The sequence below is a fragment of the Kribbella sp. NBC_00359 genome, from assembly GCF_036097425.1.
Lineage (GTDB): Bacteria > Actinomycetota > Actinomycetes > Propionibacteriales > Kribbellaceae > Kribbella.
In genome coordinates this window covers 8,242,971-8,254,735 of sequence record NZ_CP107975.1, presented here as the reverse complement: position 1 = coordinate 8,254,735, position 11,765 = coordinate 8,242,971, and the positions used below count along the sequence as shown (strand labels likewise).

Genomic DNA, 11,765 nt, shown 5'->3' with positions numbered 1-11,765 from the left:
CGTGATCATGCGGGTTGCGGACCCAAAATCCCCTGGCGCAACCCACATGTTGAGGGGTCAGCCCCTGATTTTGGGTCGACTGCCGGGTCGGGGTTTTCCACAGGGGTGGCGGCCGGGGAGGCGGGGAGGGGGCGGCTCCGGCGATCCTGGGTGGGTGAATCCGATGCTGAAACTGGTCGCGGCGAGTCAGGGTGGGGTGTTCAGCCGGAGTCAGGCCCTGGCATCCGGGTACACGCTGCAGGAGATCCGTGACCGTGTTCGGGTCGGCCGGTGGGAACGCGTCCGCCATGGCCGGTACGCCGAGACGGTCGACCTGACCGCATTGCCGCCCTGGGACCGGCAGCTCCATCGACATCGACGCCTCGTGCATGCGGCGATGAACTCGTTGCGGCCCGGATCCGTTGCCGTCAGCCACCAGTCGGCGCTCGTTCTGCACGAGTTGCCGCAGTGGGGTCTCGACTTGTCCGAGGTTCAGCTCAGCCGGCTGGACGAGCGAAGGCACAGCGGTCCGGTGGCCGGTGTCCGGTACCACCGCGGCAGGCTGTCGTCGGCCGACCTGACCGAGCGCGACGGCCTGCCCGTCACGACGCTCGCGCGCGCTGTGCTGGAGACTGCCTGTACGACGTCTTTCGAGGCCGCTGTTGTCATCGTGGATGCCGCGTTGCGGGATCACGCTCTCGGAGAGGAAGAGTTGCTCAGGCTGCTGGGGCTGACAGAGTTCTGGCCGGGAAGTCCCACTGCGCGGTCGGCGATCGGGTTCGGCGACGGCCGGTCGGAGTCCGTCGGCGAGTCGCGACTGCGGGTGCTGATGTACAACCACGGCTTGCCGAGGCCGGTGCTGCAGGCTGTGTACGAGGACGAGGACGGCTTCATCGCCCGGGTCGACTTCGACTTTCCGGGGTACGAGACGGTTGTCGAGTTCGACGGCATGTTCAAGTACGCCGGGGGATCGCCGGACGTGCTGACCCGGGAGAAGGCTCGTGAGGATCGTCTGCGTGCTCTGGGTCTGCAGGTCGTCCGGACCACCTGGTCAGACTTAGATCATCCGTCCCGCGTCGTGTCTCGAATCCGGGCCGCCTTCACTCGCTCACGCCGTACCGCCTGACACCCACCCACCCACCCACCCACCCACCCACCCACGCCGGCCGCCTGCCCGCCTCCTGACCACTTGAGGGGTTGACCCCGGAGGTGGTGGGTTCGGCAGCCGAATTTCGCGGGGGCAACCCGCCACTTCCGGGGTTGACCCCTGAAACGGGAGCCCGCCAGTTCGGGTGAGCCGGTGGTTAGTCGCGGGCGGTTTTGCCGGGGAGGGCGAGCATGCGGTCTAGTGCGAGCTTGGCGTACTTCTCGGTGTCCGGGTCGACCTTGATCGGGTTGACGACGTGGCCGGCGACCAGGTTCTCCAGCGCCCAGACGAAGTGCGGGAGGTCGATCCGGTTCATCGTGGCGCAGTAGCAGACCGCCTTGTCCAGGAACACGATGTTCTTGTCGGTGTGCTGCTTGGCCAGCCGCTGGACCAGGTTCAGCTCGGTGCCGACGGCCCACGACGTACCGGGCTCGGCCGTCTCGAGGGTCTGGATGATGTACTCCGTCGAGCCGACGAGGTCCGCCTTGGTCACGACGTCGTGCCGGCACTCGGGGTGCACGATCACGTTGACACCTGGGACTCGCGCCCGTACGTCGTCCACAGACTCGGCTGTGAACCGCCCGTGCACCGAGCAGTGCCCGCGCCAGAGGATCACCTTCGCCGCGGCCAGTTGCTCACGGGTCAGTCCGCCACCCGGCTTGTGCGGGTCATACACCACGCACTCGTCGAGCGAGATGCCCATCTTCAGTACGGCGGTGTTGCGGCCGAGGTGCTGGTCCGGCAGGAACAGCACCTTCTCGCCCTGCTCGAACGCCCACTCGAGCGCGGTGTCCGCGTTGCTCGACGTACACACCGCGCCGCCGTTGCGGCCGCAGAACGCCTTGATGTCGGCGCTGGAGTTCATGTAGGTGACGGGCACGGTCACGTCCGCGACCCCGGCGTCGGCGAGCGCGTCCCAGGCCGCCTCGACCTGCTGGATCCGGGCCATGTCCGCCATCGAGCAGCCGGCCGCCAGGTCCGGCAGGATCACGGTCTGCTCGTCGTTGGTGAGGATGTCCGCGGACTCGGCCATGAAGTGCACGCCGCAGAACACGATGTACGGCGCTTCCGGCCGGTTGGCCGCGTCCCGGGCCAGCTTGAACGAGTCACCGGTGACGTCCGCGAACTGGATCACCTCGTCGCGCTGGTAGTGGTGCCCGAGCACGAACACCTGGTCACCCAGCGCCGCCTTCGCCTTCAGCGCCCGCTCGACCAGATCCGGGTCGGACGCCGGCGGCAACGCTCCCGGGCACTCGACTCCCCGCTCCGAGTGCGGGTCGGTGTTCTGTCCCAGGAACAGCAGAGGAAGAGCCTTGGGGCCGGCCGCAGTAGTCGTCACGTCAAACATCGTGCCATGCCCCACCCCCACCACTGCGTGGTACACGTCACTGCCCAGACTGTGAAATCGCTACCCTCCGAGAGTGAAGATCGCAGGAATGGTGCTCGCCGCCGGAGCGGGCCGCCGGATGGGCAGCCCCAAGGCGCTGGTTCACGACCCGGACGGGGTCACCTGGGTGGTGCGCGCCTCGCGGCTGCTCGACGCCGCTGGTTGCTCGCCCGTCCTTGTCGTGGTCGGAGCCGCCGCGGACCAAGTACGGGCCGAGCTCGCGGCCGATCCGGTCGAGGTGGTCGAGGCAACCGATTGGGCCGAGGGCATGGGTGCTTCACTCCGCGCCGGCCTGACGACCCTGCGAACCGTAGCCAGAGCCGACGCTGGGATCGACGCCGTCCTCGTGGTCCCGGTTGACGTTCCGGGCCTGACGGCCGCCGTCATCCGGCGGGTTGCTGCCGCCGGGAGCCGGTCGGCGCTGGTACGGGCCGTGTACGGCGGACAGCCTGGGCACCCCGTGCTGCTCGGACAGGACCACTGGGACGGCGTGATCGCGACGGCACGGGGGGACGAGGGCGCCCGCGCGTACCTCAAGCGGCACGAAGTGGTGGAGATCGAGTGTTCTGATCTCGCGGAGGGTGCGGACGTGGACACCGTCGGGCAACTGCCGGAGGGACACCGGCCGGGCTGAGCCTTGGCATCCCGGGGTGACGGGGCGATGCTGGGCAGATGAACCCCGTCGGCTCCGCGAGTGAGCTTGCCGAGCGTCTGCGGGGGACCGGGTATCTCGCCGGCGAGGGCTTGGCCACGGTCGGATATCTGGCGCTGGCCCTGCACCGGCCGCTGCTGCTGGAAGGCGAGCCCGGCACCGGCAAGACCTCCCTCGCCGCCGCCCTCGCGGAAGCGCTCGGTGTCGAGCTGATCCGGTTGCAGTGCTACGAGGGCATCGACGCGTCCCAGGCCCTCTACGACTGGGACTTCCCGCGCCAGATCCTGCATCTGCGCACGGTCGAGGCGACCAGTTCCGACGCGGTCGTCGAAGAGGTGGAGAAGAGCCTGTTCGATGAGCGGTTCCTGCTCGCCCGCCCGGTCCTGCGGGCGCTCCGCGAGAGTCCCGCCGTCCTGCTGGTGGACGAGATCGACCGCGCCGACGACGAGTTCGAGGCGTTCCTGCTCGAGGTGCTCTCGACGCACGAGGTGACGATCCCTGAGCTCGGCACGATCACCGCCGACGAGCCGCCGATCGTCGTCCTGACCTCCAACCGCACCCGCGAGGTCCACGACGCGCTCAAGCGCCGTTGCCTCTACCACTGGATCGACCACCCGGGCCTGGCCCGCGAGGTGGAGATCGTCCGCACCCGCCTGCCCGAGGTGTCCGCCCGCCTGGCCGAACAGGTCGCCCGGTCGGTGCAGCGGATGCGTGAACTCGACCTGCTCAAGCCGCCCGGCGTCGCCGAGACCCTCGACTGGGCTCGCGCGCTCGATGCCCTCGGCACCGACATCCTCGACGTGGAGACCGCGGCCGCGACCCTCGGCGCGGTCCTGAAGTACCGCGAGGACATCGACCGCGTCCGCGCGTCGCTCGACCGGTTGCTGGCGAGCTGAGCCGGAGATGACCACACCGGATGTCGCCCTCGCCGGCTTCGCATCGGCCCTGCGGCACGCAGGTCTGGCCGTGACCGCCGACCGCGTCCACGTCTTCCTCCGAGCGGTCGCCACCCTCGATGCGACCATGACCGCAGACGTGTACTGGTCCGGCCGGGCCGCGCTCTGCAGTGGTCCGGACGATACGGCCAAGTACGACGAGGTCTTCTCGGCCTGGTTCTCCGGAGAGCGATCGGGCGGCGTCGCCCGCCGTACGCCGCAATCCTCAGTGCAGGCCGCCCTCGATGCCGACGACGGCGCCGCGGGGGAGGACGCTGACCGGACCATCAACGTCTCCGCGAGTACGACGGAAGTCCTCCGGCACCGCGATGTCGCCGACCTGTCGGCGAGCGATCGGGCCGAGCTGGCGCGCCTGTTCGGCACGCTGAGGCCGCGAGTTCCGGTCCGGCGTGCGACGCGGCGACGCCCGTCGTACCGGGGGGAGATCGACCCGCGGCGGACGCTCCGGGCCCAGCTGCGACAGGTCGGCGAGCCGGCCCGCGTCCAGTACCGCCGGCGCGGCACCCGCCCGCGCCGGATCGTCGTACTGGTCGATGTCTCCGGCTCGATGCGCCCGTACGCCGACAGCCTGCTACGGCTCGCGCACACAATCGTCCAGCGGGCCCCGCGGTCGGTCGAGGTCTTCACCATCGGCACCCGGTTGACCCGGGTGACCCCGGCGCTGCGTCGCCGCGACGCGGAGTTCGCGCTCCGCGCGGCGGGGGACGTCGTACCGGACTGGTCGGGTGGTACCCGGCTCGGCGAGGTGCTGAAGGTGTTCCTGGACCGCTGGGGCCGGCGGGGGATGGCGCGGCGTGCCGTCGTCGTGGTGTGCAGCGACGGGTGGGAGCGTGGGGACGCCGCGCTGCTCGGGGCGCAACTGGAGCAACTGGCCGGGCTGGCGCATCGCGTGGTCTGGCTCAATCCGCATCGGGGCAAGCCCGGGTACCTGCCGGTGCAGACCGGGATCGTCGCCGTCCTGCCGTACGTCGACGACCTCGTCGCCGGGCACAGCCTGGCCAGCTTCGCGGACCTTCTGGAGGTGGTCGCCGATGCGTGACGTGCTGGAGCGGTTGATGACCTGGTGGGACGCGGGGGAGTCGGTTGCCGTGGGCACCGTCGTCGCGACGTTCGACTCCGCGCCGCGGCAACCGGGCGCGGTGATGTTGGTCGGCCCCGGTCTGGAAGCCGTCGGCAGTGTCTCGGGTGGCTGCGTCGAGGGCGCCGTCTACCAGCTCGGTGAGGAGATCCTCGCCTCGGGCGAGCCGGTCCTGCAGCGGTACGGCGTCAGCGACGAGTCGGCCTTCGCCGTGGGCCTCACCTGCGGCGGGATCATCGACATCTTCGTGGAACGGATCGACCGGACGTCGTACCCGGAGCTCGCCGAGGTGGCCGGCGACATCGCCGCGGGGCGTCCGGTGGCAGTCGCGACCGTGGTCGCGCATCCGGACCCGGCGCGGGTCGGCCGACGACTGGTGGTCAGACCGGAGGGCCGGCCGCCGGCCGGGAGTCTCGGGTCGGAGCGGGCCGACGACGCGGTGGTCGACGACGCTCGCGGACTGCTGGAGAACGGCCGTACGGAGACGTTGGAGTACGGGCCGGATGGGCAGCGGCGAGGCGAGGGGATGCGGGTGTTCGTGTCGTCGTACGCGCCGGTGCCGCGGTTGCTGGTGTTCGGGGCGATCGACTTCGCGGCCGCGGTCGCGCGGCTCGGGTCGTTCCTCGGCTACCGCGTGACGGTCTGCGACGCACGGGCGGTTTTCGCGACCGCTTCACGCTTCCCGTCCGCCGACGAGGTGATCGTCGACTGGCCGCATCGCTACCTGTCCGCCGAGGCCGCGGCGGGCAGGATCGACGGCCGGACCGCGATCTGTGTGCTCACCCACGACCCGAAGTTCGACGTACCGCTGCTGGAGGTCGCGCTGCGTCTGCCCGAGGTCGCCTACATCGGTGCGATGGGCTCCCGCCGCACCCACGACGACCGCCTCGAACGGCTTCGGGAAGCCGGCCTGACCGACGCCGAGCTGGATCGTCTCGCCAGCCCCATCGGCCTCGACCTCGGCGCCCGCACCCCGGAAGAGACCGCCGTCAGCATCGCCGCCGAGATCATCGCCCAGCACTGGGGCGGTGCCGGCGACCGCCTCTCGCGACGCGCGGGCCGCATCCACCACTGATCCGATCTCTTGTGGTCGAGATCACAGCGGAGCAGGATCGACCGTACGGCGGTTGCTGACATCTGGAGGCGGGGCAATGACCCGGATCACGGTCGAGGTCGACGGAAGCAGCTTCACGGACGACGTGGAGCCGCGCACGCTGCTGGTGCATTATCTGCGCGAGCAGCTGGGGAAGACGGGCACTGTGGTCGGCTGTGACACCGGCAACTGCGGCGCCTGCACAGTGCACCTGGACGGGCGGAGCGTGAAGTCCTGCTCACTGTTCGCCGTCCAGGCCGACGGGCACGAGGTGACCACGATCGAGGGCCTCGCGACCGACGGGCAGCTGCATCCGATGCAGCAGGCCTTCCACGAGAACCATGCCTTGCAGTGTGGATACTGCACACCCGGCATGATCATGCAATCCATCGATCTGATTGCCGACAATCCGGATCCCACCGAGGACGAGGTCCGCCTCGGCCTCGAGGGCAACCTCTGCCGCTGCACCGGCTACCAGAACATCGTGAAGGCCGTCCGGGCCGCAGCCGCCGCGGGAGGTGGCCGATGACCACCACCGAGGACCGCCCGGCGACCGAGATCGGCAATCCGCGCCGCCGCAAGGAGGACGCGCGCCTGATCACCGGCCGGACCCGCTGGACCGACAACATCGTCCTGCCCGGCATGCTGCACCTGGCGATGGTCCGGAGCCCGTTCGCGCACGCCCGGATCACCGGCATCGACACCGCGGCGGCCCGCGCTGCCACCGGCGTGATCGCCGTCCTGACCGGCGCGGACATCGCCGACGAGCAAGGCGCCCTGCCGAACGCCTGGCAGGTCACCCCGGATCAGAAGGCGCCGGTGCACCCGGCGATGGCGGTCGACCACGTCGCCTTCGCGGGTGAGATCGTTGCCATGGTCGTCGCGCGTAACGCGGCCGAGGCGAACGACGCCGCCGATCTCGTCGACGTGGACTACGAGGAACTGCCGCCGATGCTCGACCTGCGGGCCGCGGTAACGGACGAGGTGCTCGCCCATCCGGATCTCGGCACGAATGTCTCCGCGGTCTGGAAGTACGACTCGGCCGAATCCGGTACCGGCGGCGACGTCGAGGCGGCGATCGCGGCCGCCCGCGACGGCGGGATCGTGATCGAGAAGGAGATCCGTCAGCAGCGGCTCATCCCGGCCTTCATGGAACCACGAGCGATCGCTGTCGACCCGACCCCCGAGCAGCTCACCATCTGGTCGTCGACCCAGGTGCCGCACTTCGTCCGGATCTTCACCTCACTGGTGCTCGGCATCCCGGAGAGCAAGGTCCGGGTGATCGCGCCGGATGTCGGCGGGGGCTTCGGTGGCAAGCTCCAGTTCACCCCGGAGGAGGTGCTGACGGTCGTCGCGGCCCGCCGGACCGGTAAGCCCTGCAAGTACAACGAGACCAGGTCCGAGTCGTTGATGTCCGGGCACCACGGGCGGGACCAGTGGCAGAAGGTCACGCTGGCGGCGGACGCCGACGGTACGGTGACCGGCCTCAAGGTCGAGCTCGTCGTGAACATGGGCGCCTACCTCGGCCTGGTCACGTCGGCGATCCCGCTGCTTGGTGCATTCATGTTCAACGGGATCTACAAGTTTCCCTCGTACCAGCTCGGCATCACGAACGTCTTCACCAACCTGACCTGGACCGACGCCTACCGGGGCGCTGGCCGGCCGGAGGCGACGTTCGCGATCGAGCGGTTGATGGACGAGCTCGCGGCCCGCGTCGGCGTCGACGCGCTGGAGATCCGGGAGCGGAACTGGATCAAGCACGAGGAGTTCCCGTTCAACACCGTTTCCGGGCTGCGGTACGACTCCGGCAACTACGAGGCCGCGACCGCGAAGGCGCGCGAGCTCTTCAAGTACGACGAACTCCGCAAGGAGCAGGCGGACCGCCGGGCGTCCGGCGATCCGGTCCAGCTCGGCATCGGTGTCTCGACCTACACCGAGATGTGCGGACTGGCGCCGTCGCGCTGGCTCGGCTCGATGGGGTACGTCGCCGGCGGCTGGGAGCATGCGTCGGTGCGGATGCTGCCGACGGGGAAGGTCGAGGTGGTGACCGGGACGAGCCCGCACGGGCAGGGTCACGAGACCGCGTGGAGCCAGTTGGTGGCCGATCGCCTGGGCGTCGCCTTCGAGGACGTCGAAGTACTGCACGGCGATACGCAGGTCGCCGCGCGGGGCCTGGACACGTACGGGTCCCGCTCGCTGGCGGTCGGCGGGATGGCGGTGCTGGCCGCCGCCGACAAGGTGATCGAGAAGGCGAAGCCGATCGCGGCCCAGTTGCTGGAGGCAAACATCGACGACCTCGAGTTCTCCGCCGGGCGGTACGGCGTCCGCGGCACGGACGCGGGGATGACGTTGGCCGAACTCGCGTTCGCCGTCCTCCAGGCGCACAAGCTCGGCGGGTCCGCGGAGAGCCATCTCGATGCGGAGGCGACGCACGACCCGGAGGACTTCTCGTTCCCGCACGGCACGCACCTGTGCGCGGTGGAGGTCGACACCGAGACCGGTGAGACGAAGATCCGCTCGTACGTGAGCGTCGACGACGTCGGCGTGGTCGTGAACCCGCTGATCGTCGAGGGGCAGGTGCACGGCGGTCTGGCGCAGGGCATCGCGCAGGCGCTGTTCGAGGAGGCGGTACACGACGATTCCGGCACGCTGGTCACGGGGTCGTTCGACCAGTATCTGGTGCCGGGCGCGCCCGATCTGCCGAAGTTCGAGACGGCACGCACGGAGACCCCGGCAACGACGAACCAGCTGGGTGTGAAGGGTGTCGGCGAGGCCGGCACGATCGCATCCACGCCGGCGGTCGTCAATGCGATCGTCGACGCGGTCCGGCACCTCGGCGTGACGGACGTCGCGATGCCATGTACGCCGTACCGGGTGTGGAAGGCGTTGCAGGAAGGAGCTCGGTCATGATTCCCGCGGCGTTCGAGTACTTCAGCCCGACGTCGGTGGACGAGGCGGTGGCCTTGCTGCGTGAGCACTCCGACGCCAAGGTGCTGGCCGGTGGGCAGAGCCTGATGCCGGTGCTGCGGTTGCGGCTGGCGGCGCCGGAGACGATCGTCGACCTCGGCAAGATCGACGAGCTGCGGGGCATCCGCGACGACGGGGACGCGCTGGTCCTCGGCGCGATGACACCGCACAGCACGGTGCAGTCCGATCCGCTGGTCGGCGAGCATGCCCGGTTGATTTCGTTGGCGACGGCAACGGTCGGGGACCCGCAGATCCGGCACCGCGGCACGTTCGGCGGCTCGCTCGCCCATGCCGATCCAGCCGGTGATCTCCCCGCGGTGGCGGTCGCACTCGACGCGTCGTTCGTGATCGCCGGGCCGGACGGTCGGCGTACCGTGGCCGCGGCGGACTTCTTCCAGGGCGTGTTCAGTACGGCGCTTGCCGAGGACGAACTACTGGTCGAGATCCGGGTGCCGAAGTACACCGGTTGGGGAGCGCACTACGAGAAGTTCAACCGGGTCGCCCAGGCGTGGTCGATCGTGTCCGTCGCGGCGGCCGTCCGGCTGGACGGCGATTCGATCGCGGAGGCGCGCGTTGCGCTCGGCAACATGGGGTCGACGCCGATCCGTGCGAGCGCGGTCGAGGCCGCGCTGATCGGTCGGCCCGCGACCGCCGAGGCCGTGCGCGAGGCCGCTGCCCGGGCTGCGGACGGGACGTCGCCGGTGACCGACATCAATGGTGATGCGGACTATCGGCGGCACCTGGCGACGGTGCTCACCCGCCGGGCGGTCCTGGCTGCGGCAGGTACTTCGTGAAGCTGGAGCACAAGTTCGTCGTGCCGGCCCCGATCGAGCAGACCTGGGCCGCGTTCATCGACCTCGAACGGGTGGTGCCGTGTTTCCCCGGCGCCACCCTGACGTCGTACGACGGCAACGAGTTCACCGGCTCGTGCAAGGTCAAGCTCGGGCCGGTGTCCTTGCAGTACTCCGGCAACGGCGCCTTCGCGGAGCGCGATCCGGCGGATCACCACGCGGTGATCGAGGCCAAGGGCAAGGACCGTCGCGGCAACGGCACCGCGACCGCCCGCGTCACCGCCCACCTCGCCGCGGCCGGCCCGGACTCCACCGAGGTCACCGTCGACACCGACCTCACCATCACCGGCCGCCCCGCCCAGTTCGGCCGCGGCCTGATCCAGGACGTCTCCAACCAACTCCTGGACCAATTCACCACCTGCCTGAAAACCAAACTGAAAACCCCCGCCGACCCGACCCAACCCGCCGGCCCGGGGCAACCCGCCGACCCGGCCCAACCCGCCGGCTCGGGGCAAGCCGCCGACCCGGCCCAACCCGCCGGCTCGGCCCAACCCGCCGGCTCGGCCCAACCCGCGGGCCTGGCGCAGACCGCAGACGCGGCACAACCCGCCGGCACGGCGCGATCCGCCGACGCGGCGCAACCCGCCGGCACGGCGCGACCCGCGGAGGCGGCGAGTGGGGCCCGGCCCGCCGAGTCGTCCTCGCCAACGGCGTCCACCACACCGCGGATGTCGGCCACACCACCGTCAGGCTCGAGCACCGACCCGACACCGGCCGAAGTCCCGGCCCTGAACCTCGCCAGCACCCTCCTCCCCGTCTTAGCCCGCCGCATCGCCCCCTACCTCATCGGCGCCGCCCTGGCCCTGGTCCTCCGCCGCCTGTTCCGCCGCTGACGAACCCCGGACCCTGTCAGCCCGCGCATGGCCCGCTGACAACCGACCGCCGTCGTGGCCATCAAGCCCGCGGACGTACTGCGGAATCCTGCCTGTATCCGTCCAGTCGACCAGCCCGCGCTCCTCCTCCCGTAGGGCGATCGCGTCGGCGGCGCTCCGGGGCGACGCGCTGGCGGGGCTGACGGTGGTCGGCCACTGCACGCCGTCACCCGGGAACGGGCGGATCGACACCCCCTCGGCACGCACCGCCTCGGCGAACGCGGCGGTGTCGTCGCCGAGCGCCGGCCACACGAAGTTCGTCTGCGTGTCCGGCACATCCCAGCCGGCCGCGCGCAGCTCGTCGACGACCCGGGTCCGCTGAGCCAACCTAGCTAGGGCTAGTTGACCTGGGGCGGTCCGCCGGGCGGCCACTCGACCAGTTCGATCCGGTAGCCGTCGGGGTCGGTGAGCCAGGAGGTCTTCGGGCCGTCCGGGCCGCCGGGGAGTTCTGGCGGCGCCGGCTCGAGGCCGGCGGCGGTCAGCCGGTCGATGGTGGCGCTGAGTGAGTCGACCTCGATCGCGAAGTGCTCGAAGCCGCCGGTCTCGATCGACCCGTCGGCCGGCCGGTGCACGAGCTCGAGCGACACGGCCGGTTCCTCGGGGAGCTTCAGCCAGACGAGGCTGGAGCCGTCGTCGAACGGCACGGTGCTGAGCTCGGTGTAGCCCACGGCCCGGTAGAAGGCGAGCGACCGCTCGAGGTCACTCACCCGGAACGCGAAGAGGATCGTCTTCATGTCGACGATCCAACTGTCGACCACCGGGCCCGTCAACGATTGGGGGTAG

Annotated in this window: 12 protein-coding genes; 9 read left to right on the top strand and 3 right to left on the bottom strand. The window is 70.3% G+C overall.

Annotated elements, in window-relative coordinates:
* Positions 1–163: 163 nt before the first annotated feature.
* Positions 164–1,105 (top strand): type IV toxin-antitoxin system AbiEi family antitoxin domain-containing protein, encoded by a 942-nt coding sequence (locus tag OG876_RS40000; RefSeq protein ID WP_328521939.1) that lies wholly within the window; start codon positions 164–166, stop codon positions 1,103–1,105.
* A 178-nt stretch (positions 1,106–1,283) separates the two neighbouring features.
* On the opposite strand, the gene nadA is transcribed toward OG876_RS40000, so the two are convergent.
* The gene (gene nadA / locus OG876_RS39995; protein WP_328521938.1) at positions 1,284–2,474 is read right to left on the bottom strand and encodes a quinolinate synthase NadA; all 1,191 of its coding nucleotides are present in this window, start codon (positions 2,472–2,474) and stop codon (positions 1,284–1,286) included.
* A 73-nt stretch (positions 2,475–2,547) separates the two neighbouring features.
* Between nadA and OG876_RS39990 the strand changes: the two genes are divergently transcribed.
* The 8 genes from OG876_RS39990 (at position 2,548) to OG876_RS39955 (ending at position 10,943) form a co-directional block, all read left to right on the top strand.
* Positions 2,548–3,147, top strand: a complete 600-nt coding sequence (locus OG876_RS39990) for a nucleotidyltransferase family protein (RefSeq protein WP_328521937.1) — start codon at positions 2,548–2,550, stop codon at positions 3,145–3,147.
* Positions 3,148–3,185: 38 nt separating this feature from the next.
* Positions 3,186–4,061 (top strand): AAA family ATPase, encoded by an 876-nt coding sequence (locus OG876_RS39985; protein WP_328521936.1) that lies wholly within the window; start codon positions 3,186–3,188, stop codon positions 4,059–4,061.
* 7 nt (positions 4,062–4,068) lie between these two features.
* Complete coding sequence (locus tag OG876_RS39980) at positions 4,069–5,160, top strand: vWA domain-containing protein (RefSeq protein WP_328521935.1); 1,092 nt, start codon at positions 4,069–4,071, stop codon at positions 5,158–5,160.
* Positions 5,153–6,274 (top strand): XdhC/CoxI family protein, encoded by a 1,122-nt coding sequence (locus OG876_RS39975; RefSeq protein ID WP_328521934.1) that lies wholly within the window; start codon positions 5,153–5,155, stop codon positions 6,272–6,274. Before OG876_RS39980 ends, OG876_RS39975 begins: the two co-directional genes overlap by 8 nt.
* 76 nt (positions 6,275–6,350) lie before the next feature.
* Positions 6,351–6,821, top strand: coding sequence for a (2Fe-2S)-binding protein (locus tag OG876_RS39970; protein ID WP_328521933.1), 471 nt, complete (start codon positions 6,351–6,353; stop codon positions 6,819–6,821).
* Positions 6,818–9,202 (top strand): xanthine dehydrogenase family protein molybdopterin-binding subunit, encoded by a 2,385-nt coding sequence (locus OG876_RS39965; protein WP_328521932.1) that lies wholly within the window; start codon positions 6,818–6,820, stop codon positions 9,200–9,202. Before OG876_RS39970 ends, OG876_RS39965 begins: the two co-directional genes overlap by 4 nt.
* Positions 9,199–10,053, top strand: a complete 855-nt coding sequence (locus OG876_RS39960; protein ID WP_328521931.1) for an FAD binding domain-containing protein — start codon at positions 9,199–9,201, stop codon at positions 10,051–10,053. The genes OG876_RS39965 and OG876_RS39960 overlap by 4 nt, the downstream gene beginning before the upstream one ends.
* The gene (locus OG876_RS39955; protein ID WP_328521930.1) at positions 10,050–10,943 is read left to right on the top strand and encodes an SRPBCC family protein; all 894 of its coding nucleotides are present in this window, start codon (positions 10,050–10,052) and stop codon (positions 10,941–10,943) included. The genes OG876_RS39960 and OG876_RS39955 overlap by 4 nt, the downstream gene beginning before the upstream one ends.
* Here OG876_RS39955 and OG876_RS39950 read toward each other — a convergent pair.
* Both OG876_RS39950 and OG876_RS39945 read right to left on the bottom strand, forming a co-directional pair.
* A complete protein-coding gene (locus OG876_RS39950) occupies positions 10,869–11,309 on the bottom strand; it encodes a hypothetical protein (protein WP_328521929.1) in 441 nt (146 codons plus the stop codon). The genes OG876_RS39955 and OG876_RS39950 overlap by 75 nt on opposite strands.
* Positions 11,310–11,320: 11 nt before the next feature.
* Positions 11,321–11,716, bottom strand: coding sequence for a VOC family protein (locus OG876_RS39945; RefSeq protein ID WP_328521928.1), 396 nt, complete (start codon positions 11,714–11,716; stop codon positions 11,321–11,323).
* Positions 11,717–11,765 lie beyond the last annotated feature (49 nt).

Bases quoted from the DNA above. Each gene is read 5' to 3' on its own strand.
- OG876_RS39965 (WP_328521932.1), top strand. From the start codon at position 6,818: ATGACCACCACCGAGGACCGCCCGGCGACCGAGATCGGCAATCCGCGC.
- OG876_RS39945 (WP_328521928.1), bottom strand. From the start codon at position 11,716: ATGAAGACGATCCTCTTCGCGTTCCGGGTGAGTGACCTCGAGCGGTCG.
- OG876_RS39980 (WP_328521935.1), top strand. From the start codon at position 4,069: ATGACCACACCGGATGTCGCCCTCGCCGGCTTCGCATCGGCCCTGCGG.
- OG876_RS39960 (WP_328521931.1), top strand. From the start codon at position 9,199: ATGATTCCCGCGGCGTTCGAGTACTTCAGCCCGACGTCGGTGGACGAG.
- nadA (WP_328521938.1), bottom strand. From the start codon at position 2,474: ATGTTTGACGTGACGACTACTGCGGCCGGCCCCAAGGCTCTTCCTCTG.
- OG876_RS39975 (WP_328521934.1), top strand. From the start codon at position 5,153: ATGCGTGACGTGCTGGAGCGGTTGATGACCTGGTGGGACGCGGGGGAG.
- OG876_RS39970 (WP_328521933.1), top strand. From the start codon at position 6,351: ATGACCCGGATCACGGTCGAGGTCGACGGAAGCAGCTTCACGGACGAC.
- OG876_RS39985 (WP_328521936.1), top strand. From the start codon at position 3,186: ATGAACCCCGTCGGCTCCGCGAGTGAGCTTGCCGAGCGTCTGCGGGGG.
- OG876_RS40000 (WP_328521939.1), top strand. From the start codon at position 164: ATGCTGAAACTGGTCGCGGCGAGTCAGGGTGGGGTGTTCAGCCGGAGT.